Raw genomic sequence first — 23,961 nt, forward strand, 5'->3', positions numbered from 1 at the left:
TTGGCGGTTTTTTTCATTTCATCCGGACGGGTTCAGAGAGAGACCTCAGACTGCGCAATGAAAGCTTTCTGCGTGCGCTTGCTCAGCACCGGCACATCCAGCCGCGCGCGTCCGTAGAAGGCCAACGCCGTCAGTAAACACGCCAGCCAGACGAAGATTCCGGCCCAGAACGTGTGGGACATGTAGTGCCAGCCTTGCAGGACGCGAGTAGTGCCATAAACGAACCCCAACAGCAGCGAGCCCCACAAAATGGCACTGGAAAAGCGCCATTGATAGCGCCGCGCCACGAAATACAGCGCCAGCATGGTGAAGCCACCCGACGCATGGCCACCCGGCCAGCACCGCCCACTACCGGCTTCGTGGAACAGCTGAAAATTGCTGTACCACTCAATGTGGGCCATTTTGCCGCCGTACAGCGTGGTCTCGATCGGGCAGTAAACGCTGGTGTGGGATTTGAGGAAATGAATCACCCCGGTGCAGACCGCAAACGCGACCACCACAAACAGAAAATCCCTACGGTGCTCAGCGGCAAATCGCAGCACTGGCGCGACTTTGCTGCGCTCCAGCATTGCACCGAGTCGCGGACGCTTGTGTGGATTGACCAACGGCCAGACCAGCGACAGCAGTGCGCCGATCAACGCGATTTCCGCCGTCCAGTTGGGAATGATCCGCGCCCATTTGTGGGTGAGCTTTTCAAAGAAGTGGATTTTGTCGATCGGGAAGGTCTGCGTCAGCGGATCGAACAGCAGGTTGCTGAAGGCGATGTCGATCTTGGTCATGTCGAACATCAGGAACACCAGCACCGCGCAGGCGAGCGGAATGCCGAAGTTATAAAAGTAGAAGCGTGATTTCATCGGGTATTCACCGTGCGCCAGTCGGAGGCTTCAATAAAGCCGAGCATCTTGGGAGCCGCCGGGCTGGCAGCGGAAACAAATAATGACGAGCCGTAACCCACGTCCGAAGTCGGTACTTTGAGATCTTTCTCGATTTGCGCCATGCACTCGCTGTGGGTCACCAGTACCAAGTTGCGACCGGGCACCTTGTGGGCCAACGCGTCCTGCAACATGCGGCCCCGGCAGTTGATCAACCAGTCGTCGCCGCTGGCGGCATGGTTGAACATGTAACCGGCGGTCTGCACCGTGCGCATCGACGGGCTGTTGTAGATGTCGGCGTTGTTCAGGCCCAGTTGCTCGAACCTTGCACCGACCGCCACCGCGACACTGCGTGAGCGATCGGTGATGCCGTCATTGCCACTCAGGCACGCAGCTTTTGAGTGATCACAGCGCTCAACATGACGCACCAGCACGATCACTTCGCCCTTGGCCCAACCGGCTGCCAGCGCTTGCGCACCCGCCACATTGCCGTGGGCCAGGTCCGGCACCGCTGCCGGTGCCAGCAACCACAGCGTCAGCGGGATCACCAATACCGATGCCGCCAACACCACCCAAGTGTTGCGAAAACGCGCCAAAAAACTCAGATCGATCGAGCGTTTGACGCCGAACAGACTCAGTCTCAATTCCACAAAAACCGCCTCGCCATTGTGCATCACGGGTTCATTCGATGCGGCGAAGGTACAGAGGCGCGCGTGGGCAGCCAGTGAAACCCATGTGAAAAAAGTCTTGGGATCCGATGTTACAAATTCCGTAGGACAAAATCCTTTCAGCTCTGGGAAATGCGGCCGATACAAACCTGCTAACACCCTTGCTGGCTCAAAAAAACAACAATCTTCCAGCCTAACTGACGACAAGAAACCCAACGTTTCTGGAGGATTTTTGATGAATAGCTGGTTCGGCAACATCAGCGTGAACATGAAACTGGGCCTGGGCTTCGGCCTGGTACTGGCCCTGACCTGCGTGCTGGCCCTGACGGGCTGGACCAGCCTCGGTGGCCTGATCGACCGCAGCAACTGGATGAGCGACATCACCCAGCTCAATGCCGGTCTGACCAAACTGCGCGTGGTGCGCCTGCAATACATGCTGACCAATGGCGATGAAACCGCCGCACAGAATGTGCAGACCACCCTCGAAAGCTTCGCCGCACAACAGCAGAAGCTGATCAACAGCTTCAAGAGCCCGGAAAACGTCAAACTGCTCAAGGAGCAGGCCGCGACTATCGCTGAATACCAGACGTCGCTGAACAAAATGCGCAACGCCTATCGCACCGGCAATAGCGCCCGCGACAGCATGAGCGTGAGTGCCGAGACCGCGTACAACCAGATCGAATCGATCAGCAAACGCGTGCAGCAGATGGACATGAGCGAACAGCGCTTCGAACAGTTCCAGGCGATCACCGCCGCCAAGGAAGCGTTCATCCTCGCGCGCTACGAAGTTCGCGGTTACACCGCCACCACCAACGCCGAAACCGAGCAGAAAGCCGTCGGCCAGATCGACGCGGCCATCGCCAGCCTCAAGTCATTGAATGCGCAATTTGCTGCGACTCAGCAGGATGCCTTGCGCCAATTGGAATCCGCGTTGACCAGCTATCGCGGCGCGTTGATGGCGTACAAGAACGCCAACACCGATGCCGTGCAGGCGCGTAAGGAAATGACCGACCAGGGCACCACCATCGTCGCCCTGAGCGAGCAGCTGTATCAGATCCAGCTCGATCGCCGTGACGCGGAAAGTGCCCAGGCGCGTACCTTCCAGTTGATCAGCACCCTGCTCGCCCTGCTGGTTGGCGTGATTGCTGCGGTGATCATCACCCGTCAGATCACCCGTCCGCTGCAAGAAACCCTGGCCGTGGTCGAGCGCATCGCCAGCGGCGACCTGACCCAGAATGTCACCGTCACCCGCCGCGACGAACTCGGCGTGCTGCAACAAGGCATCGCCCGCATGGGCGTGACCCTGCGTGACTTGATCAGCGGCATCCGCGATGGCGTCACCCAGATCGCCAGCGCCGCCGAAGAACTGTCGGCCGTGACCGAGCAGACCAGCGCCGGCGTGAACAGCCAAAAGGTCGAGACCGATCAGGTCGCCACCGCGATGCACGAGATGACCGCCACCGTGCAGGAAGTTGCACGCAATGCCGAAGAAGCGTCGCAAGCCGCTGCCGCCGCTGACGGTGAAGCCCGTGAAGGCGACAAAGTGGTCAACGAAGCCATCGCGCAGATCGAACGTCTGGCCAGCGAAGTGGTGCGTTCCACCGAAGCCATGAGCGTGCTGCAACAGGAAAGCGACAAGATCGGCAGCGTCATGGACGTAATCAAGGCTGTGGCCGAACAGACCAACCTGCTGGCGCTCAACGCCGCAATTGAAGCCGCGCGTGCCGGTGAAGCCGGTCGTGGTTTTGCCGTGGTCGCCGACGAGGTTCGTGGCCTGGCTCAGCGCACACAGAAATCCACCGAAGAAATCGAAGGCCTGGTCGCCGGTCTGCAGAACGGCACCCAGCAAGTCTCCGCGGTGATGAGCAACAGCCGCGCGCTAACCGACAGCAGCGTCGCCCTGACGCGCAAGGCTGGCGCGTCACTGGAAAACATCACCCGCACGGTGTCGAACATCCAGTCGATGAACCAGCAGATCGCCGCCGCTGCAGAACAGCAGAGCGCCGTGGCGGAAGAGATCAGCCGCAGCATCATCAACGTGCGCGATGTGTCTGAACAGACCGCTGCGGCGAGTGATGAGACGGCAGCGTCGAGTGTTGAACTGGCGCGCTTGGGTGGTCAGTTGCAGCAGATGGTCAGCCACTTCCGCGTTTGATCCTGATTCAGCGCTGAAGCTACAACCGCATCGCGAGCAGGCGAAGGCCTACAAGAAATGGTGTTGATCACAGATTATGTGAACGACGCCAATCCCCTGTAGGCCTTCGCCTGCTCGCGATTGCGTCCGCCCCATCACCCCGATGTCCCGGAAAAAACTCCGCCTAATGTAGGAGCTGCCGCAGGCTGCGATCTTTTGATCTTCGCTTTTGAACAAATCAGAAGCCAGATCAAAAGATCGCAGCCTTCGGCAGCTCCTACATAAAGGTATTCTTCAGCGCGTGCGCATTTCGAGCATCAGCAATCTGGAAAATCCATAACCTTGGCTTTTTCCTGCCGTGAAGGCAAACCAAGGTCGATCCCTCCGACCGAGGAAAAGCGCTGGCGAATCCGGCTACCCAAGCCTCCAGCGCTATCCCTTCTAATCAATGCTCGCCCCAGAATCATGCGAGCTTCTTCCTCGATGGAATTTCCGTTCTGGGCCGCGTTAATCCGTAACTGATCCATGAGCGGACCATCAATATTTCGAATTGTGATGCTGGCCATGATGCCTCCTGCTATCAAACAAAAATCATTGATCGAGACTAACATCCATCCGCCCAAGAACAGCCAGCGTAATCACTTACCGCGTCCCACGCTGCCGCAACGCCGACGGCATAAAGTACGCATCCTCCGGCACCGCCTGCGCGAAATCGACCGTCTCCACTTCTTCGTTATCAAGGTTCTGCACGTAGTAACGCCGCGCCTGCAAATCGTGGAAAACATCCAGCGCACTCCACGTCGTCGGCAGGTCATAAAAGTTTTTCAGGTAAGCCATCGACACCCGCCACAACTCCCCTCGCCCATCGTACTGATCGACCAGCGCGGCGCCCCAGCTGTCCTCATCGAGAAACAGCACACGCTTGGAATAGATATGCCGCGAGCCCGGTTTCAGGTTGCCTTCCACCACCCAGACCCGGTGCAGTTCATAGCGAGTGTATTGCGGATTGAGGTGGCCGGGGGTGAGCAATTGCGCGTATTTCACGTCGGGGCTGGCGACTTTGTAGTTGTTGTAGGGGATATAGATTTCCTGTTTGCCCTTGAGCTTCCACTCGTAGCGGTCCGGTGAGCCGTTGAACAGGTCGGTGTCGTCGGCGGTGCGCAGGCCATCGGAGGATGCGATCGGCGTGTCGTAGGCGAGGTTCGGTGCGCGACGCACGCGGCGTTGGCCGGCGTCGTAGATCCAGGCTTGACGTGCGTCTTTGAGCTGATCGAGGGTTTCGTGCACGAGGGCGGCGCCACCGGCCAGGCGTGCCGGGCTTTTCACGAAGGCGAGGTAGTAGAACAGGATGTTCTTCAGGTCGGCGAACTGGCCGTTCGGGCGGTAGTAGTTGAACAGGGCTTCCTGCTGCGAGGTCACCAGCGCGAAGCTGCCGTTGCGCTGGACTGGCGCTTCGGAGGCGCGGCGCACGACGTAGATGCCGCGGTAGCGGGTGATGTGGTTCCACAGCACTTCGACGCCATCCTTGGGTACCGGGAACGGCACGCCGCCGTAGGCATCGGAGAAACCGCTGCCGCCTTCGAGCAATTTGGCCGAGGTGGCGTTTTTCAGGGTGTTGTCGTACAGCCACTGCGGTGCCGAGCCAGATCGCCGGGATGGGTAGATCGGCATCTGGAAGGTGTCGGGGTAGCTGTTGAACAGGGCGATCTGGCCGGGGCTGAGGTGGGCTTTGTACTGGTCGAGATTGGCTTTGGTGATGGTGAACAGCGGTGTGTCCGTCGCGTAAGGATCGGGATGGTGTTGGCCGGGTTTGTAGCCGGCCGGGGCTTGGGTGATGCCGCCCGTCCACGCGGGGATGGTGCCGGCGGCGTTACCCGCACGCTCGGCGCCCATGGGGGTCAGGGTGGTTTTCAGTTGTTCGGCTTGTTGCGGGGTGATGGCGGCGAAAACGCTGCTAGCGGCAAGGCCTAAAACAAACCCTAGCGAAGCTTTGGTCAATCCCGAAGTGTGAACCATGATCTTCTCCAAAATACAAAAACCTGTGGGAGCGAGCCTGCTCGCGAATGCGGTGGATCAGTCGACATCAATGTTGAATGTGCCGGCCTCTTCGCGAGCAGGCTCGCTCCCACAGGGGCTGTGTGTAGCCTTTAAAGGAAATACTTGAGGTTGAACCCGACGTTATCGCGGTCGCGGATGCCGTTGTTCTGCCCGCCGCCGTAGAACTCGGTGTATTGCAGTTCGGCTTCGAGCTTGTTCTGGTAGTTGGCCTTGATCCCCAGCGTGTAGGCCTTGCGCCCTTCGATGGCGTTGCCGGCCTGATAGCTGTTGCCCTCGAAATCGTCCTTGTAGACGATGTACGGCGAGACGTTGACCCCGGCATACACATCGTTCCAGGTGCCGTTGAGCATCGCCGTGTAGCTGTAGGAATTGCGATTGACCTGATCATCGCGATCACCGCCCGACACATAGGAATAGTTACCGGTGCCGGCGTAGTAGCGACGGCTGCCGTCATACCCGGTGTATTGCAGACTGCTGCCGCGCAGGTGTTCCGAGGCCAGTTCGAAGATGCCGAACAGCGAGTCGAACGAAGCCGTGGGGCCGAAGTTGTAGATGGTCCCCAGCGAGGTGTTGAACGCTTCGACGCGCTCGGCGTTATTGATCTGGCTGTCGAGGGTGACCATCTGCCCGCCGACGTTGATCGACTTGCCCGTCACTGCCGCCGCCGCGCCGTTGGCCAGGTCGCCAATCAAATCGTTGGTCGCCGCAACGCCGATCGGCAGATTCGGCCGATAAGCAATTTCACCAAACACCGACGCCTCGCCCAATGTGGTGTTGAAGCTGAAACCGTACATGCGGATGTCTTCGGCGTAACGCCGATGCGCCTGGATATTGCCCATCACATCCGCCGTGGCCAGACCATTGGCCAACGCCCCGGCCTGACTGCCGGCAACGCCCGTCAGCAGATTGGTCAGCGCATCCATGTCGATGCCGTTGTAGCCGCCGAGATCCGCCGCGATGGTCGGTTCCTTGGCGTGGTAATTGACCATGTACAACCCGAACTCGGTGCTGTTGAGCTGCTCAGCGATGTAGCGAAAGGCAAAGCCGAACTGGCCATCGTTGCGCGCGTTGTAGTCCTTGCCGATGCTCGCCACTTTCAGCGTGTTGCCGTAGGCCGGGGTCACGCCGTTGGCGTACAACCCGGTGCTTTGCAGGGCCGAACTCAGCAACGGGTTGTTGCCCAGCGCGCTGTATAAACCGATGACGTTGCCAAACCCCGGCACCGGTGTGTCGAGCGCCGTGCCGCTGAAGTTGTTGTACCCGGTGTTGCCGCCGTCGGCGAACAGGTCGGTTTGCGAATAAAACGTGCCGACCGGGTCGATACGGGTTTCCTTCCAGTTGGTCTGGTAGAAACTCTCCATGGTCAGCGAATCGGTGAGGCCGATGTTGAAGCTCAGCGCCTCGACCGGCACCAGCACTTCCTTCACTTCGGCGCCGGGCAAGCGGTACTTGGCGGCGTCCACCGGGTTGGTGGTGTTGATCCCGCCGCGATAGAAAATCCCCTCGCCCCAGTTGAACACCTGCCGACCGACGCGCGCCGTCACCGGCATCTGCGCAACGTCCCAACTGCCATGCACATAGGCGTCGAGCATCTCGATGCGACTGCCGGCGATGTCGCGAGTCTGACTGGTGAAATGATCGTCCTGCGGGTAGCTCTGGCTCGGTTGCGACGGGCTGTTGTTCTCGTCGTAGTCGTTGCGCTTGTCCATCAGTTGCGTGTCGTAGAACGCGGTGCCGCGCACAAACAAACCGTAATTCTGATAGTTGGCTTCAAGCTCGGAGGTGATCTTGTACACCTCGGAAACCAGCCCGGTGTCGAAGTTGCGATTGCCGTCGTTGGTGTTGACGTCATCGTTAGTCTTGTCGCGGCCCTGCACCCGCCACAAACGACCGTAAGACAAGGTCGTGTCGAGGGAACCGGTGACCTGTTTGTCCAAGAAGCTGAATTCCACCGCGTGCGCCGCATCGACTGCGCACAACTGCAGCAACCCGGCCAGGCCGACCCCGGGGAGCGCCGCGCCCGTCAGGCGCAATCGAGTGTTGATCATGTGTTCCTCCTTCCCTGTTTTTATTGTTTTGTTGTCCTGCCGCGATGGCTAGGGCGCCAATCCCGCGCTGACGTAGATTCGGCTGTGCGAGCCGAAATGCCCCAGTAACTTGAACAGTTGCTGGTTGAGTGCCGGATGGTCGAAATCTTCTCGATGCAGCTGATTACCGCTGCTGAAATCACTGCTGACCGGCGCCGTTTCCAGCCACTGGCCGATGGCCTCGTCGAACGCTGCGGAATCGTTGACCGACTCGGCGCTGACCACTTCGCGCAGATAATCGACCGAGTACGGCGGGTAGCCTTTGTCCTGAGCCACATCGACGTAGGCAGCAAGCATCGGGTGCGGCTGACCGGCGCGCAGCACGCGGCGCAGCCAGGTCGACTGGTACTTCTCCACTTCCATGTGCCGGGTGGCGACGCGCTCGATGGAGGCCTGTTTGTCCTCAGCAAAACCGGCGATGGCCTTGCCTTCCAGTAACAGAAGACTGGCAAGGTCGACGCCGGGCAACGGCTTGGCGTGATACGGCTGGGTCAGGTCCTGAATGTGGTGCAGGCCCCAGCCAAGAAAGCGATAACCCCAATACGGATGACCGCTGGCAAACGCCAATCGCGCCAGCCCCATGTATTGATACGCGCGCCAGTCCGGCCAACTGCGCTCGAGGAAACCGGCAGCGGCGTACACCACGGGGCTTTCGTGGAAGAAGCCCATGTGGAACGGCGCCTGCGAGCTGTACTGGAAACGCGCATCACCGAACGGTTGCGCGCCGAAGCCGTAGACCGCGCCGACGTCACCGGGATTGTCGCTGAACAGGTTGATGTCGTGGCCGTAATCCGGTTCGTCGGCGGCACTGGCGAGCACGGCCAGCGGTGCGACTTTTTCGTGATCGGTGACCACGATGAAACGTTGGCGATTCCACGGAGAAAGGGTTTGCTCGACCATGACCTGATTGGCCTGCAAGTGCTCACGCTCAGGCAGGTCTTTACCCGGCAAGGGCTGGATGACCATCGCCAGATGAATCTCGGGATTGATGCGCAGCGCCGTGAGGAAGTCGTGACGCAGATTGTCACTTGGCACGACCGGCAACTTCAGGTTTTCGGGGCGTGGCGGGTATTGAGCAAAGTGCTCACGGGCGAAGGTTTCCTGTTGCTCCAACAGCGCCAGCACGGCCGGATATTGCTCGCTGAGAAACTGCTCCAGCGGCTCGACTTCAACCGCTGGCGCATCGCGCAACGCCGGCAGATCCTGCAACGCCAGATAGCTGCCCACCGTATGGTTCGACCAGCCCCAGGCGCTCGGGGCCGTTGCACAAAGCAGCAACAGGAGGAAAGTCAGCTTCATTGCTTGTCGTTCTTATTGGCGGTGCAGTGGGGGATGAGCCTAACAACCGACCCCGCCGCTGACACTGTCCGATCTCACCAGAAAAAGTCTCCGATGGCGCCAATTACCCGATATCAAAAACACCACCGTCCCCCTGTGGGAGCGAGCCTGCTCGCGAATGCGGTGGGTCAGTGAAATCATTGGTGACTGACACTCCGCTTTCGCGAGCAGGCTCGCTCCCACAGGGATCTACAGTGTTTTTTCAGGCGGGGTAACCGGTGATTTTGCGGATGTTTTGATACAGCGGTTTAAGCTGGCGGTACATGCGCAGGTAAACGTCTTTATACAGTTGCTCGTAGATTTTTTGCGCATCGGGTTGTGGGGTGAAGACAGCCCCTACTCTGGTCATTGAAGCGATGGCCGTGGGGAAATCCGCATGCAGCCCCAACCCCACCGCACAACAAATCGCCGCGCCCAGACCCGACGCTTCATACACATGCGGACGCTCCGCCGGCAGGCCGAAAATGTTCGCTGTCAGCTGCATCGCCGCATCACTTTGCGAGCCGCCACCCGCCACGCGCAACCGCTTGATCGAGACCTTCGAACGCCGCTCGATATTCTCCATGCCCTGGCGCAAGGCATACGCCAGCCCTTCCAGAATTGCCCGGTAAATATGCGCACGGGTATGCACATCACCGAAGCCGATCATCGCGCCTTTCGCCTCGACACCCGGCTCGCGAATCCCCGGCGACCAGTACGGTTGCAGCATCAAACCCATCGATCCCGGTGGAACGGCATCGACCAGCGCGTCGAACAGTTGCTCCGGCTCGATGCCCTGCTCTTTGGCCTGCTGCATCTCGCGCAGACCGAACTCGTTTTTGAACCAGCTGACCATCCAGTAACCGCGATAAATCATCACCTCGCAGTTGAACTGATCGGGCACCGCTGACGGGTACGGCGGAATCAACGGGACGATTTCCAGATAGCGCGATCGGGTGCTGGTGATCGTCGCCGTGGTGCCGTAAGACAGGCACACCGTGCTCGCATCGACCACACCGGCACCGACTACTTCGCAAGCCTTGTCGGCACCGGCAGCAATCAGCGGCAAGCCCTCGGGAATACCGGTGTGGCGAGCGGCTTCAGCGGTGATGTAGCCGAGGGTTTCACCGGGTTTGTGCAGGCTCGGCAATTGCTCGGGACGCACCGCCAGCGCCTGCCATTTCCAGTCACTCGGCGCGGCCCATTTCAGGCGTTTGAAGTCGAACGGCAGATAGCCGACGCAGCAACCCACCGAGTCGACAAAACGTCCGCACAGTCGATGGGTGAGAAACCCCGACAGCAGCAAAAACTTGTCGGTCGCCGCCCACACGTCAGGTTGGTGTTTTGCTATCCAGTTAGCCTCAGCCTGCGCACGAAAATAATCCACCGTACCCTGCGCGCCGACCAGTTTGAGCAACCAGCCCCACGGTCCTTTGATCCCGCCCTCGACCTCGCTCTGCCGTTGATCGAGCCACAGAATTGCCGGGCGCAACGGTTTACCCTCGGCATCGACATTGATCACCGTGCCGCGCTGCGTGGTCAGGGAAACGCCGGCAATCTGCGAGCGATCAATGCCAGTCTGCGCCCAGACCTGCTGACATGCCTCGCCGAGTTTCGCCCAGTAATACTCCGGATCCTGCTCGGCCCAGCCCGGTTGCGTCGAGTAATAGGCCTGCAATTCAACCTTGCCTTTGCCGAGCAGATTGCCCTGCAGATCGAAGAGCAGCGCGCGTACGCTCTGGGTGCCGTTGTCGATGGCCAGCAGGTAACGCTTGTTCGGGTGGTTATCCATGGAGCTCTCTTCAAGGGGCATCAAGGCGTGGCATCCGGCAAACCGTGATGGCGTTGCCACAACGCCTGATAACGCTGTTCTTCCTGCTGCCAGTGTTCGTCGCTCCAGGCCAGTCGTGGCTGGCAGAGTTGGCGGATGGCGGTGAAATAGTCTTCGCCACCGTGAGGCAGCAACAGGCCGAGACGCGTGCGGCGCAGCAGCAGATCGTCGAGGTGCAAGACCATTTCCGCTTCGCAGGCGAAGGCCAGTTCCGCCCACAACGTGTCCGTGATGCCAACCGTGTCGTGGCCGACTTCTTTGATCAATTGCGCCAGCCTCGGCAGGTTTCGGCCATGCCTTCCGGCCAGTCGTCGCCATTGCTGGTTGCTCAATTCTGCAACTGGCAGCGCAGGTACGGCGGCAAACACCGGCGCGGCGTCATCGACGAAGGGACGTTCAAGCATGTCCGCGCAGGCCTTGAGCACTTCGATGGCTTGCGGGCGAAACGTCGTCAGTTTGCCGCCGGCCAAAGTCACGCAACCGGGTTCCTGCCACAGCACATGCTCGCGGGTTTCATTCGACGGTTTGTCGTGATGCGCACCTGCGCTGCCCACCACCGGACGCACGCCGGACCAGGTCGACAGCACATCATTCGCCGTCACTTCTGCACCGGGAAACTGTTGTGTGCAAGCCGCCAGCAGATAGTCGAGTTCTTCTGCGCTGATGCTCGCGCTCTGATCCAGATCCTCGCGATGATCGAGGTCCGTGGTGCCCACCACCGTCGCGCCCTCCCACGGGAAAACGAACACCGGACGCCGGTCGCGTTCATGCAAAAACGTAAACGCCTGCGCCACCGGCAAACGCCAACCCGGCAGCAATAAATGACTGCCACGCAACGGCCGCAATTGCCGTGGTGCCTCAGTCGGGCGCAAGCGCTCAGCCCACGCGCCAGTGGCCACAGCAAGTACGCCACAGCGCAACTGCAATGACGAGCCGACCTCGCAATCCTCGACCTGAACGCCACACACTCGCCCGTTTTCACGCAACAGATGTTCAACGCGCACGCCGTTAACCACGACAGCGCCATCAGCCCGTGCCTCGCTCAACACACGCATCACCAGCCGCGCATCATCGGTCAGCGCATCGACAAAACTGGTGCCGCCGAGCAAGTCGATTTCCTTCACCCCCGGCGCCAGATATCGAAGCTGTTGCGCATCATGAAAACGATGGCTGCGACGCCCGGCCAAGGCGTCATAAACGCTCAGCAAACCACCCAACACCCGAGGTCCGGGAAAGCCGCCGCGATAGTGCGGCATCATGAAACTCATCGGTTCGACCAACCCCGGCGCTTCGTCGAGCAAGCGCTGACGTTCGCGCACCGAATCACGGGTCAGGCGCCATTGCCCTTTGGCGATGTAACGCAAACCGCCGTGAACCATTTTCGAAGAGCGGCTTGAGGTGCCCCAAGCGAAATCACGTTGCTCAAGCAACAGGCAGCGCCAGCCTCGACGCGCAGCTTCGCGCAGGATTCCGGCGCCGCTGATGCCGCCGCCAATGACGATCAGATCCCAGGTTTCCTCGGCCAGCGCCGGCAGAATCTGCTGGCGCCATGCGGCGTTCCAATCCTGACTCATGGCCGTCACTCCGGCAGCAGCGTGCCGGGGTTGAGGCGCCCGGCCGGATCGAAGTGTTTGCTCAGCGCCTGCAAGGTGTCCATCGCCAGTGCGCCCTTCTCACGCAACAGATACGGCGCGTGATCCTTGCCGACGCCGTGCTGGTGACTGATGGTGCCGTGGTTGTCGACGATGGTCCGGCTGGCCGCGTGTTTGAGCGCTTTCCAGCGTGCCAGCGTCGCGGGGTAATCCGCCGCCGGGCGAAACACGTAGGTGGTGTAGATGCTCGAGCCTTCGCCGTAGACGTGGGACAGGTGGGTGAACACATGCACGCGTTCGCCTTCGGCGGCCAGGGCATCGCGCAGGCTGTTTTCGATGAGGTTGAGCAGGTTGTCGACGTTGCTCCAGTCGGTAGCGGTTTCGAGGGTGTCGACCACGTAACCGGCGTTCCACAGGTTCTCGCGCAGGTAGGGGAAACGGAAGCGGTTCTGCGCCCACTTCTTGCCGAGCAGGGTGCCGGTGAACACGCCGCCGAATGCTTTCAGATGTTGGCGCGCCTGTTTTAGCGACAATGCGTTTTGTCGGCGATTGCCGGTGACGCCGAAGGTCAGCAGGCACTTGCCCTCTGCTGCCCCCCTTAGCTTCAGATACTTTTCCAGCCAGGCGATTTGCTGTGGATGACCGGCCAGCGCCAGTTGCGTTTCGGTTTCCATGGCGTTGGACAGGCGCAGCATCGACAGCGGTACGCGTGCCTGGGCCAATTGGCGAATGGCGCTGAGTGCCTGCGGCCAGTCGGGGAGAAACACACCGTAAAAACGTTCATCGGCAGGCAGCGCGCTGACCCGCACCTTGACCTCGGAAATGATCCCGAAACGGCCCTCGCAACCGAGCACCACCTCGCGCAGATCAGGCCCGGCGGCAGAGGCCGGGAAGGTTGGAATTTCCAAAGGCCCGGCAAAGGTTTCCAAGGTTCCGCCCGCAAACAATTGCTCGATCCGGCCATAGCGCAACGATTGCTGACCGCTGGACCGGCTGGCGACCCAACCGCCCAACGTCGACAGCTCCCACGACTGCGGAAAGTGCCCCAGCGTGTAGCCCCGCGCCCGCAGCTGACTTTCCACCTGCGGTCCACTCGCACCGGGGCCGAACGTCGCCAGCAGGCTCTGTTCGTCGAGATCGATCAGGCGATTCATCCGCGCCAGCGACACCGTCACCACCGGCCGCACCGACTCCGGCGGATTGATGTGCCCAGCCACCGACGTGCCGCCGCCATAGGGGATCAGGCACAAATCCTGTTCATGGGCGAGCGCCAGCAATTGGCGAATGTGCTCAGCAGTCTCGGGAAACGCCACCGCATCGGGGTAATTGCCCAAAGCACCTTCGCGCAACGCCAGCCAATCCGGCAGGCTCTGGCCTCGAGCATGCAACAAGCGGTCATGGGCATCGACGCTGTACAACGCGCGTGCAGGCAATCGCGAGGCTGGCACGCGGGCTAATGCGGATTCCAGTGTCGCATCGGGCAGCGCGCGCCCCTCGCCCAGTCGCTCATGAAGAAACTCCGCGCCCTGGGCCGGCAGTTCGACCACCGTGGTTGCATCTCCCCAGCCGTTCCAGCGTCGCATGCGTGTGTCCTTCTAACCGTCAGATCAGTGATATTTCAGGCCCCCATACTAGCCAGCGGCCGCAAAGTGTCACGGTCGCATCCGGCCAGTTCGTGTAGCCAATTGAGTCAAACGTCGCGCAAGCGTCAGCCATTTACTTTAGTCGGGGTTTCAAATTACCTTTCAGGCTATTCGTCCGCCTCCGCCGCCATTGATCAAAGGAATGGGATCATGCAATCGCTTGGCTTCACCTCGGTTCCGCCGCTGCTCAAATACCTGCGCCATGCCGAACAACTGGGCATGGCGATTGAACCGGCGTTGGCGGCGGCGGGTTTGCAGGCGCAACAGTTGAGCGACAACACCCTGCGTTTGCCCGGTGAGGCACATGAACGCTTGCTGGAGTATTTCTGCGAACACTCGGGCGATCCGTTGTTCGGGCTCAATGCGGCGAATTTTGTCCTGCCCAATTCGTGGAGTGTGCTCGGTTACATCACCATGAACTGCGCGACGCTGGGCGATGCGATGAGCCGGATCATGCCGTTCGAGAAATTGGTGGGGGACATGGGTGTCAGTCGCGCCGAGGTGCTGGACGGCCACGTGCATCTGATCTGGACCTGCCGTTATCAGCGTCCACGGATTCGTCGGCATCTGGTGGAGAATGTGCTCGGTTCGTGGCTGCACTACGCGCGCTGGATCGCTGATACGCAGATGTCGCCGGCCGGGGTCTGGCTCGAACATTCATGCCCGACCGAGGCTACACCGGCGCAGTACGAAGCGTTTTTCGGTTGCCCGGTGTTGTTTGATCAGCCGTATTCGGCGTTGATCGTGCCGCTGGCGTATTTGCAGTTGCCGTTGCGTCAGGCCGATGCGCAATTGCTGCGCACGCTGGAAGAACATGCGTTGGGATTGATGGCGACGCTGGAGGATGCGTCGCTGGAACAGCAGGTGAAGAACATTCTGCGGCAGTTGCTCAAGGAGGGCTTGCCGCGCAAAGAGCAGGTCGCCGAGCAGCTCGCCGTTTCAGTGCGCACGTTGCAGCGGCAGTTGCATCAGGCGGGGACGTCGTATCAGCAGATTCTCGATGATCTGCGCCAAGAGTTGGCTGAGCATTATTTGCTCAACAGCACGCTGCCGATTCAGGACATTGCGCAGTATCTGGGGTTTACCGAACCGAGGTCGTTTCATCGCACGTTCAAGAGTCGGCGAGGGATGCCGCCGGGGGAGTTTCGGCAGATGCATCGGGGGTGAATGTTCCGGCCTCTTCGCGAGCAGGCTCGCTCCCACATTGGGTCGGCGGTGAACATCAACTTTGTGAACAACGCAGATCAACTGTGGGAGCGAGCCTGCTCGCGAATGCGCCAGTTGCCGCACCCAATTCCTACAGGTAAATCTTCGATACTTGAGCGCAATAAACATCCCGCACCACAGGTGTTTAAAGACACTCAGCGTTACGCGAAACAGCCCACAAATCCTTGCGCCACTGCCTACGCCTGCGCCAGAATCCGCCGGCTTGTGCGCCCTGAGCATGCTGCGTAACTTGATTGCGTCACTGATTCCCAGTGATCGGGTTTAGTAGCCCGGCGGTAATTCTGCTGGTCGTACATTCATCACAGGTACTCGCGTACCTGAGCTTGACGGTGGCTGTACGCAGGGCGCTTCGGCGCGCCGGCTTAGCTGAGTTCCCCGGTCTACTAACCTGCGTACAGCTGCCACCCTTTCGTTTAGTAGCCAAAGGGTGGTCGCTCAACAAAGGGAACACAGCTATGTTCAAGATAACGCCAAACCCGCCGGTCACCGACCCGGCCTCCCCCTACGAATCCGCCGATTCAAAGAAATTCCACGAAGCCGCCGAGCGAGCTCTAGACCACTATCTCGCCCCACCCACCGCGCAGATCATGGCCACGCCTTACCAACCCAACCGCCTCTACATGGCCAACCCGGCATCCGCGACCGAGCCCTTGCTGGTCGACGCCTGCGAAACGCTGGGTTCTGCCTCGGTGATGCTCAACGACTTCGCCGCCGTGCTCGAAGGTTCGCACCGCAAGACCCTGCAGGGCATCGCGCAAGTGGTGATGGTGGCGGAAATGGCCGTCAATCGCGTGTTGGACAGATTAGTGCCGACCGACTAACGAAAAAGCCCGCGACCCCAACTGTGATGGTTAGGTGGCGGGCTTCTTTTTGCGGTGTGCCATTTCCCCTCACCCCAGCCCTCTCCCGAAGGGAGAGGGGGCCGACCGAGGTGTCTGGCGCTAGACATCGACCTGAGTGACCGAGTCGATTATGGATTCGACCAAGCAGGTTCAGGTCGGTGTATCTCTCAAGCAACCCCGGATCGGTCCCCTCTCCCTCCGGGAGAGGGCTAGGGTGAGGGTGAAGGGCATACCGTAAGATGTTCGCTAAATACACCGACCTGAAAGTGCTGCGGTGAATCCATAATCGACTCGGTCTTGCAGGTCGGTGTATAGCGCCAGACACCTCGGTCAGTCCCCTCTCCCTCTGGGAGAGGGTTAGGGTGAGGGGCTTTTCAGCTCAGAGACAAATCGCGTTGGTAAACACCAACCGATTACCAAACGGATCAACGATCGTCATGTCCTGACTCCCCCACGGCATCGCCTGAATACCCGGGTGCGAAAACTTGTAATCCTTGGCCACCAACTGCTGCTGAAACGTCTCCAGCTCATCGGTCTCGATACGCAGCGCCGAACCCGGGCACGCATCGCCATGATGCTCGGACAAATGCAGCACACATTCACCGCGCGACACCTGCAGATACAACGGAAAATTCGCCTCGAAGCGATGCTGCCAGTCGATCTTGAAACCCAGAAAATCGACGTAGAACTCGACAGCTTTGGCTTCATCGAAGATCCGCAGGATCGGGGTGGTTTTGCCGAAGCTCATGGGGTGCTCCCTGACTGATTGGCCCCACAGTGTAGACGGGGTGGATGTCAGCAATTCGGCTTGTTGATGGCTTTCTTTAATTGCAATGTGCCACCACCGTGACGCAGTCCGCGAAACCTCAGTGAAAGTTATCGCGCAGATCACCCTGTCGCGCGAGAAACCGCCCTTCCCTGCGACCACTCGCCTGTCCGTCGCGATAGCTCAAAACACCGTTGATCCAAACCCCATCAATCCCATGCGCAGCCCGTTGCGGATCATTGAAGTCCGCCACATCACGCACGGTCGCCGGATCGAACAACACCAGATCCGCCCAATACCCTTCACGAATCTCGCCCCTTTCCTTCAAACCAAATCGCGCCGCCGACAACCCGGTCATCTTGTGCACGGCGGTGTGCAGCGGAAACAGGCCGACGTCACGACTGAAATGTCCGAGAACCCGTGGGAAAGCGCCCCACAGGCGTGGATGCGGGAACGGGTCTTCCGGCAGTCCGTCAGACCCGACCATCGACAACGGATGGGCGAGGATTCTTCGTACATCGGCCTCATCCATGCCGTAGTACACCGCGCCGGCCGGTTGCAGGCGTTTCGCGGCATCAAGCAGCGGCAGATCCCATTCGGCGGCGATGTCGATCAGGTCGCGGCCGCTGACTTCCGGGTGTGGCGTCGACCAGGTGATGGTGATGCGGTGGGCGTCGGTGACTTGCTTCAAATCCAGCGTTGAAGAACTCGCTGCATAGGGATAGCAGTCGCACCCTACGTGCTGGGTTTTCGCTGCTTCCTCCAACGACGCGAGCAATTGCGGACTGCGCCCCCAATTACCGACGCCGGCACATTTGAGGTGGGAAATAATCACCGGTGAACGCGAGTGTCGACCGATGCTGAACGCTTCATCCATCGCTTCCAGAACCGGCGCGAATTCGCTGCGTAAATGCGTGGTGTACACCGCGCCGAACGCCGTCAGTTCTTCAGTCAGTTGCATCACCTCATCGGTGGAGGCGTTGAACGCGCTGGCATACGCCAGACCTGTGGATAAACCCAATGCACCGGCCTCAAGGCTTTCGCGCAACTGCTCACGCATCGCGGCGATTTCATCTGGCGTGGCGGTGCGGAACAGGTCCTCCAGATGATTGCTGCGCAGCGCCGTATGGCCGACCAACGCGGCAACGTTCAACGTGATATTGGCCGCTTCAACCGCCGCGCGGTAATCACTGAAGCGTGGATAAACAAACGCCGCCGCGGTGCCAAGCAGGTTCATCGGATCCGGCGGATTGCCCTTCAATGTCACGGGCGAAGCGCTGATCCCGCAGTTGCCGACAATCACCGTGGTCACGCCTTGACTGAGTTTGGGCAACATCTCTGGCTGCCGGATAACCACGGTGTCGTCGTGGGTGTGCACATCGATGAAACCCGGCGCCAGCACGCGGCCAGCGGCGTCGATTTCCTCGCTGGCGGTGGCATCGTGCAAGTCACCGATACGCTCGATGCGGCCCTCACGAATCGCCACGTCGGCCTTGTAGCCGGGCACGTTGCTGCCGTCGATGATCAGGGCGTTGCGAATCAGCGTGTCGTACAGCATGTCAGTCTCCCAGCGGCAGGTGATCGTCGCCGCCACGGTATTCGTCGAGGGCCAGTTTGATCCGCCGCAGACGTTCTTGATTGTCTTCAGGATTGGCCAGCGCCAGCTCGGTCGCCAGCACGTCGATGGCGAGCAACATGCCGTAGCGCGCCGCCGTCGGTTTGTAGATGAACGAGGTTTCTGCGCCTTGCAGCGGCAGGACGATGTCGGCCAGTTCGGCCAGCGGCGAATCGGCACGGGTGATCGCCAGAATGCGCGCGCCGTAGTTGCGCGCCAGCTCGACAGTCTCGAGCAATTCCGGGGTGATGCCAGTTAGCGAACAGATGATGAGCACTTGTTCGGCGTTCAGGCTGGCGGCGGTGACGCGCATCATCACCGCGTCATGGCACACGGCAATCGGGTAGCCGAGGCGCACCAGGCGAACCTGCAATTCATCGCTGCACAGCGTCGAGCAACCGCCCATGCCGAAGGCGTGAATCATCCGTGCCTGGCCGAGCATTTTCACCGCGTCGGCAAAGCGTGACTCGTCAAATCCGGCCAGATGCTGGCGCAGGGTGGTTTCGATGTCGCCGACGATCTGCCCGTAAAACGCCGACTGCTCAGGCGTGCCCGCCGGGTCGAGAAAACGGCTGCCAACGCCACTGGCCTGAGCCAGTTGCAGGCGCAGATCACGCAGGTCGCGACAGCCGACGGTGCGAGCGAAACGCGACAGCGTGGCGGTGCTGACTTCAGCGCGTTGGGCGAGGTCTTCGAGGCTGGCGCTGGCGGCAAAACCGACGTCGTCGAGCATCAGCCGGGCGATGCGACCTTCGCCGGCGCTGAAGGAATCCTGGCGGGCGCGGATCTGGTAGAGGATGTCCATGGGCGGCGAGCTCCAGTTACAGCAGGTAAGAAAGGCCGACGGTCAAACCGAATGCAACCAGCGAGATCAGCGTCTCGAGCACGGTCCAGGTCTTGAACGTCTGCGCGACCGTCATGTTGAAGTATTCCTTGATCAACCAGAAGCCGCCGTCGTTGACGTGGGAAAAGATAACCGAGCCCGCGCCGGTCGCCAGCACCAACAGCTCAGGGTGTGGATAACCCAGACCAATAGCCACCGGCGCAACCACGCCGGACGCGGTGGTCATGGCCACGGTCGCGGAACCGGTGGCGACGCGCATCAACGCCGCGAACAGCCAGCCCATGATCAGCGGCGACAGGTGAAACTCATGAGCGAGGCCGACGATCTGATCGGTGACGCCCGCGTCGACCAGAATGCGGTTCAAGCCACCGCCAGCACCGACCAGCAAGGTGATACTGGCGGTAGGTGCCAGACATTCGTTGGTGAATTTCAGAATCGATTCGCGGTTGAAACCCTGGGCGATGCCGAGCGTCCAGAAACTCAACAAGGTCGCCAGCAGCAGCGCGATCACCGAGTTGCCGATGAACAACAGAAACTGATTGAAACCGCTGCCCGGCGTGGAAATCAGATTGGCCCAACCACCAATCAGCATCAACACCACGGGCAACAGAATGGTCGCCATGGTGATGCCGAAACCCGGTAGTTTGTCGCGCGGTTCGCGGTCGAGGAATTGCTTTTCCAGCGGGTTATCCGCCGGCAATTGAATGCGCGGCACGATGAATTTGGCGTACAACGGCCCGGCAATGATCGCGGTCGGAATGCCGATGGCAATCGCATACAGCAAGGTCTGCCCGACCGACGCCTGATAAGCCTGCACCGCGAGCATCGCCGCCGGGTGCGGCGGCACCAGCGCATGCACCACCGACAGGCCGGCAACCATCGGCAAACCGACCATCAGAATCGACACGCCGACGCGGCGCGCCACGGTAAAGGCAATCGGCACCAGCAAGACGAAACCGACTTCGAAGAACAGCGGCAAACCGACCAGAAAGGCGATGCAAACCATCGCCCAGTGCGCGTTCTTCTCGCCGAATTTATCGATCAGCGTGCGCGCCATCTGCTCGGCGCCACCGGACTCGGCCATCATCTTGCCAAGCATCGTCCCCAGCGCCACCACCAGCGCAATATGACCCAGCGTCTTGCCCACCCCGGCCTCATACGCCCCCACCACACCCGACGGCGGCATCCCCGCGACCAGCGCAAGACCAATGGAAATCAGGGTGATGACGATGAACGGATTGAGCCGGTAACGGGCGATCAACACGATCAGCGCGATGATGGCGACGGCGGCATAGACCAGCAGCCAATAGCCGAAGGAAGGCGTCATGCGGTACTCCTCGAAAGGGTCACGTTCGAATGGGTTGTGAAACTCATAAATCATTTCGAGATCGAGATTTCAAACCGCATGAAAGTAATTTTCGTGGAGAGGCAAGGCGTGTCGCTGATGGGTATGTCTTGTCGTGATTAATGAAAATCGCGGGGTGGGATTTACATGCTTTTACAGCCAACACAGCCCCCTGTAGGAGTGAGCCTGCTCGCGATTGCGCCGTAACAGTCAATATCTTCATTGGCTGAATGACCGCTATCGCGAGCAGGCTCACTCCTACAGTTTTGATCGCATTCCTCCAGACAGAAAAGCGCAAAACCTGTGGGAGCTGGTTGACGACTCACACCATTTCGTTACGAATCCATTCAACCACCGACGTGCGCTTCGGCACCCAGCCCAGCAGTTCGCGGGCGTGTTTGCCGCGCACTCGGCTGTTGGAGCCGAGGCCGTAGTTGGCCATTTCGTAGCCCCACTCGGCTTCGGCGTCTTGCAGTGGCCAGTCTTGTGGTTGGCCCAGGTTCAGCGCTTCGGCCATGGCGGTGGTCATGTCGATGAACGACGCTTCACCGCTTTCGACGAAGTAGAACGTGCCCGGGACGTTTTTGGTCAGCGCCAGCAGGTAGAGGGCGACGACGTCTTCGATGTGCACGTTGGACCAGATGTTCTGGCCGGTACCGACGTGGCGCACCACGCCGCTTTTGCGTGCCTGCTTGAGCAGTCGCGGCAATTGCACGCTGTCGCGAGTGACGCCCAGGCTGTGGCCATAGATCAGCGTGTTGCAGATCACTGCCGAATTCACGCCGTCCTGCGCCGCGGCGAGGATCAGGTTGTCGATGGCCACGCGGGCGGCTTTGTCGACGGTCGGCTCTGGCAGGTTGTCTTCGTAGTAGATGACATCGCTGGATTTTCCACCCGAGGCATCGCCGACGATGCTCGAACCGCTGGTGTGCAGGAATACTTTGTTGGAACCGCGCAAGGCATCAAGCAACGCTTCAACTGCACCGCGATGGTCGCTGCTGGCGGCGTTGATCACCGCATCGGCAGCGCGGGCCTGTTCGGCGAGCAGGGCTTTGTCATCGAGGGTGCCGATGACCGCGGTGATGCCGAGCGCTTTCAGTTCTTCAGCCTGTTCGGCGCTGCGCACCAGACCGGTGACTTTATGACCGGCCTGAACCAGACCGGTAGCGATCGAGCCGCCGATAAATCCGGCAGCGCCGGTGACGAATACGTTCATGGAGTAATTCCCTGCGTGAGTAAGTGATGGGACGAGTATCGGCCCGTGAGCCGGGGGAAAAAACCCGCCGCCGCCCAATTCACTCTTGCGCAGAGGTCACGAATCAGCCCTTGAAATCGGCGCTGGCGTAAGCCGCGAGTTTGCTCTGGATAAAGTCGAGGAAACACTGAATGCGCAGCGCCAGTTGCGAGTTACGGTAGTACACGGCGTTGATCGGCTGGCGATAACCGCTGTTGAATTCACCGAGCAGGACTTTCAGGCGCCCGGCACGGATGTCGTCGATGGTCATGAAGTGCGACAGGCAGGCGATGCCCTGCCCTTCCAGCGCCAGATGGCGCACGGTCTCGCCGCTGGACGCGCTGATCGCCGGGGTGATTGGCCAGCGGTCGCCGTGCACGTAGCGCAGCGGCCATTGGTTGAGGCCTTCGTTCTGGGTGAAGCCGAGCAAGGTGTGTTCGCTCAGATCGGCGACTTGCAGCGGCGCACCGTGTTTTTCCAGATAGGCGGGGCTTGCGACGATCAACAGCGGGCTGCAACCGAGCGAGCGCGCATGCAGCGTCGAGTCAGCGAGGGTGCCGATACGGATGGCGACGTCGGTGCTTTGTTCCAGCAGGTCAATGATCAGGTCATTGCTGTTGAGTTCGAGCTGGATGTCCGGATAGAGGCGGCGGAATTCGTCGATGTACGGGACCACCGCGTGGAGCATGAACGGTGACGCGGCGTTGATCCGCAAGCGCCCGGATGGGGTTTGCTGGCGTGAAGACAGACGCTCTTCGAGTTGCTCCATCTGATCGAGAATCAGCTTGGCCTGCTCGAAGAAATACTTGCCCTCCTCGGTCAGGTCCATGCGCCGCGTGGTGCGGTTGATCAGCGTGGTGTCGAGCTTGGCTTCCAGCTTCGACAACGTGCGGCTGACCGCCGAAGGCGTTTGCCCGACCTGTTCGGCGGCGGCGGAAATCGAACCGCATTCGATCACGCAGACGAAAATCTGCAACTCATCGGATCTGGCTTTCACGGGTGTCCTCTTTGAGATCGCCAAGATCGCAGCCTTCGGCAGCTCCTACATGGAAATGGGTTCCTGTAGGAGCTGCCGAAGGCTGCGATCTTTTGCTGTTACCACCGATAGTAGCCCGAAACCATTCAGGCCTTGAGACCAAACACCTCGGTCAGATGCTGCTCATAGCGCGCCACGTCGTTTTCAATGTTCGGCCGCTTCATCACGTCGACACAGAGGAACGTCGGCAAACCGGTCATGCCGAGAAACTCATTGGCCTTGTGAAACGGGAAGTACACCGCGTCGACGCCTTTGGCTTCAAAGAAATCAGTCGGGTCATCGAAGGCTTGCTGCGGCGCATTCCAGGTCAGCGACAGCATGTATTGCTTACCCTGAATCAGGCCACCGCTGCCGTACTTCTGCGAAGCATCGGAACGACTGCGGCCATCGCTGGCGTAGAGGCTGCCGTGGCCTTCGGTGAAGACTTCGTCGAGGTACTTTTTCACCGTCCATGGCGCGCCCATCCACCAGCCCGGCATCTGATAAATGATCACGTCGGCCCAGAGAAATTTCGCCACCTCTTCAGCAACGTCGTAGCCTTCGTCGATGAAGGTGGTTTTCACATCGACACCGCCACGATCAAGCACGCTCAGTGCGGCTTCGTGCAGGGTGGTGTTGTAGCGACCGTCGGAGTGGGCGAATTTTTTACCGCCATTGAGCAACAGCACTTTTTTCATGAGAAAGCCTCGGCGCAGCCAGTGGGCTGGATGGAGAAGAGAAACTGGAATGGCGGCAGGTTAACGATCCGCCTCGCGCGAAATAAGCCGGTTTTGCGCAAAATACATTTGATCAAAAAGCACGAATCGAATACCGATTGTTGCCATAGCATTTGCAGCCATCAGAATTTGAG

General features: G+C 60.0%; 19 protein-coding genes and 1 pseudogene. 4 read left to right on the plus strand and 16 right to left on the minus strand.

What is annotated here, in order from left to right; translation table 11 throughout:
- Positions 1–32: 32 nt before the first annotated feature.
- Positions 33–854, minus strand: coding sequence for a phosphatase PAP2 family protein (locus ACOYXJ_RS05565; protein ID WP_150792288.1), 822 nt, complete (start codon positions 852–854; stop codon positions 33–35).
- Positions 851–1,522: a lipopolysaccharide core heptose(II)-phosphate phosphatase PmrG gene (gene pmrG / locus ACOYXJ_RS05570; RefSeq protein WP_460368324.1), complete on the minus strand. Its 672-nt coding sequence runs from the start codon at positions 1,520–1,522 to the stop codon at positions 851–853. The genes ACOYXJ_RS05565 and pmrG overlap by 4 nt, the downstream gene beginning before the upstream one ends.
- 388 nt (positions 1,523–1,910) lie before the next feature.
- Here pmrG and ACOYXJ_RS05575 point away from each other — a divergent pair.
- Both ACOYXJ_RS05575 and ACOYXJ_RS05580 read left to right on the plus strand, forming a co-directional pair.
- A pseudogene (locus ACOYXJ_RS05575) lies at positions 1,911–2,789 on the plus strand (methyl-accepting chemotaxis protein); the annotation flags it as partial.
- A 201-nt stretch (positions 2,790–2,990) separates the two neighbouring features.
- Positions 2,991–3,695, plus strand: coding sequence for a methyl-accepting chemotaxis protein (locus ACOYXJ_RS05580; RefSeq protein ID WP_371919303.1), 705 nt, complete (start codon positions 2,991–2,993; stop codon positions 3,693–3,695).
- A 296-nt stretch (positions 3,696–3,991) separates the two neighbouring features.
- Here ACOYXJ_RS05580 and ACOYXJ_RS05585 read toward each other — a convergent pair whose 3' ends face one another.
- The 7 genes from ACOYXJ_RS05585 to ACOYXJ_RS05615 form a co-directional block, all read right to left on the minus strand.
- The gene (locus tag ACOYXJ_RS05585) at positions 3,992–4,240 is read right to left on the minus strand and encodes a FitA-like ribbon-helix-helix domain-containing protein (protein ID WP_150792286.1); all 249 of its coding nucleotides are present in this window, start codon (positions 4,238–4,240) and stop codon (positions 3,992–3,994) included.
- 76 nt (positions 4,241–4,316) lie between these two features.
- Entirely contained in the window at positions 4,317–5,690 is a 1,374-nt protein-coding gene (locus ACOYXJ_RS05590) for a DUF1329 domain-containing protein (RefSeq protein WP_460368326.1), read from the minus strand.
- Positions 5,691–5,821: 131 nt separating this feature from the next.
- Positions 5,822–7,780 (minus strand): DUF1302 domain-containing protein, encoded by a 1,959-nt coding sequence (locus tag ACOYXJ_RS05595; RefSeq protein WP_460368328.1) that lies wholly within the window; start codon positions 7,778–7,780, stop codon positions 5,822–5,824.
- A 48-nt stretch (positions 7,781–7,828) separates the two neighbouring features.
- Positions 7,829–9,118, minus strand: coding sequence for a phospholipase (locus ACOYXJ_RS05600; protein ID WP_460368330.1), 1,290 nt, complete (start codon positions 9,116–9,118; stop codon positions 7,829–7,831).
- Positions 9,119–9,359: 241 nt separating this feature from the next.
- Complete coding sequence (locus tag ACOYXJ_RS05605; protein WP_460368332.1) at positions 9,360–10,928, minus strand: FGGY-family carbohydrate kinase; 1,569 nt, start codon at positions 10,926–10,928, stop codon at positions 9,360–9,362.
- Positions 10,929–10,948: 20 nt separating this feature from the next.
- Positions 10,949–12,541: a glycerol-3-phosphate dehydrogenase/oxidase gene (locus tag ACOYXJ_RS05610; RefSeq protein ID WP_460368334.1), complete on the minus strand. Its 1,593-nt coding sequence runs from the start codon at positions 12,539–12,541 to the stop codon at positions 10,949–10,951.
- Positions 12,542–12,546: 5 nt separating this feature from the next.
- Positions 12,547–14,142: an FAD-binding oxidoreductase gene (locus ACOYXJ_RS05615; RefSeq protein ID WP_460368336.1), complete on the minus strand. Its 1,596-nt coding sequence runs from the start codon at positions 14,140–14,142 to the stop codon at positions 12,547–12,549.
- Positions 14,143–14,352: 210 nt separating this feature from the next.
- On the opposite strand from ACOYXJ_RS05615, the gene gliR reads away from it, so the two are divergent.
- Together gliR and ACOYXJ_RS05625 are read left to right on the plus strand one after the other, a co-directional pair.
- Positions 14,353–15,369, plus strand: a complete 1,017-nt coding sequence (gene gliR, locus ACOYXJ_RS05620; protein ID WP_460368338.1) for an AraC family transcriptional regulator GliR — start codon at positions 14,353–14,355, stop codon at positions 15,367–15,369.
- A gap of 515 nt (positions 15,370–15,884) precedes the next feature.
- Positions 15,885–16,250, plus strand: coding sequence for a DUF6124 family protein (locus ACOYXJ_RS05625; RefSeq protein ID WP_460368340.1), 366 nt, complete (start codon positions 15,885–15,887; stop codon positions 16,248–16,250).
- A 400-nt stretch (positions 16,251–16,650) separates the two neighbouring features.
- Here the strand turns inward: ACOYXJ_RS05625 and ACOYXJ_RS05630 are convergent, their stop codons facing one another.
- From ACOYXJ_RS05630 to ACOYXJ_RS05660, 7 genes are all read right to left on the minus strand, one after another.
- A complete protein-coding gene (locus ACOYXJ_RS05630) occupies positions 16,651–17,019 on the minus strand; it encodes a glyoxalase superfamily protein (protein WP_150792276.1) in 369 nt (122 codons plus the stop codon).
- Positions 17,020–17,137: 118 nt separating this feature from the next.
- Positions 17,138–18,595: an N-acyl-D-amino-acid deacylase family protein gene (locus tag ACOYXJ_RS05635; RefSeq protein WP_460368342.1), complete on the minus strand. Its 1,458-nt coding sequence runs from the start codon at positions 18,593–18,595 to the stop codon at positions 17,138–17,140.
- A 1-nt stretch (position 18,596) separates the two neighbouring features.
- A complete protein-coding gene (locus tag ACOYXJ_RS05640) occupies positions 18,597–19,457 on the minus strand; it encodes a MurR/RpiR family transcriptional regulator (RefSeq protein ID WP_460368344.1) in 861 nt (286 codons plus the stop codon).
- A gap of 16 nt (positions 19,458–19,473) precedes the next feature.
- Positions 19,474–20,823 (minus strand): GntP family permease, encoded by a 1,350-nt coding sequence (locus tag ACOYXJ_RS05645; RefSeq protein ID WP_095051052.1) that lies wholly within the window; start codon positions 20,821–20,823, stop codon positions 19,474–19,476.
- 340 nt (positions 20,824–21,163) lie between these two features.
- On the minus strand, positions 21,164–22,057 hold the full coding sequence (locus ACOYXJ_RS05650) for an NAD-dependent epimerase/dehydratase family protein (protein ID WP_460368346.1): 894 nt from the start codon (positions 22,055–22,057) through the stop codon (positions 21,164–21,166).
- Between the two features lie 103 nt (positions 22,058–22,160).
- Positions 22,161–23,072 carry a LysR family transcriptional regulator gene (locus ACOYXJ_RS05655; RefSeq protein ID WP_150792270.1) on the minus strand — a complete coding sequence of 304 codons (912 nt, stop codon included), beginning with the start codon at positions 23,070–23,072 and terminating at the stop codon, positions 22,161–22,163.
- 125 nt (positions 23,073–23,197) lie between these two features.
- Positions 23,198–23,788, minus strand: a complete 591-nt coding sequence (locus ACOYXJ_RS05660) for an NAD(P)H-dependent oxidoreductase (RefSeq protein ID WP_460368349.1) — start codon at positions 23,786–23,788, stop codon at positions 23,198–23,200.
- Between the last annotated feature and the right edge of the window lie 173 nt (positions 23,789–23,961).

It is taken from the genome of Pseudomonas sp. Tul2A7 (assembly GCF_054790505.1).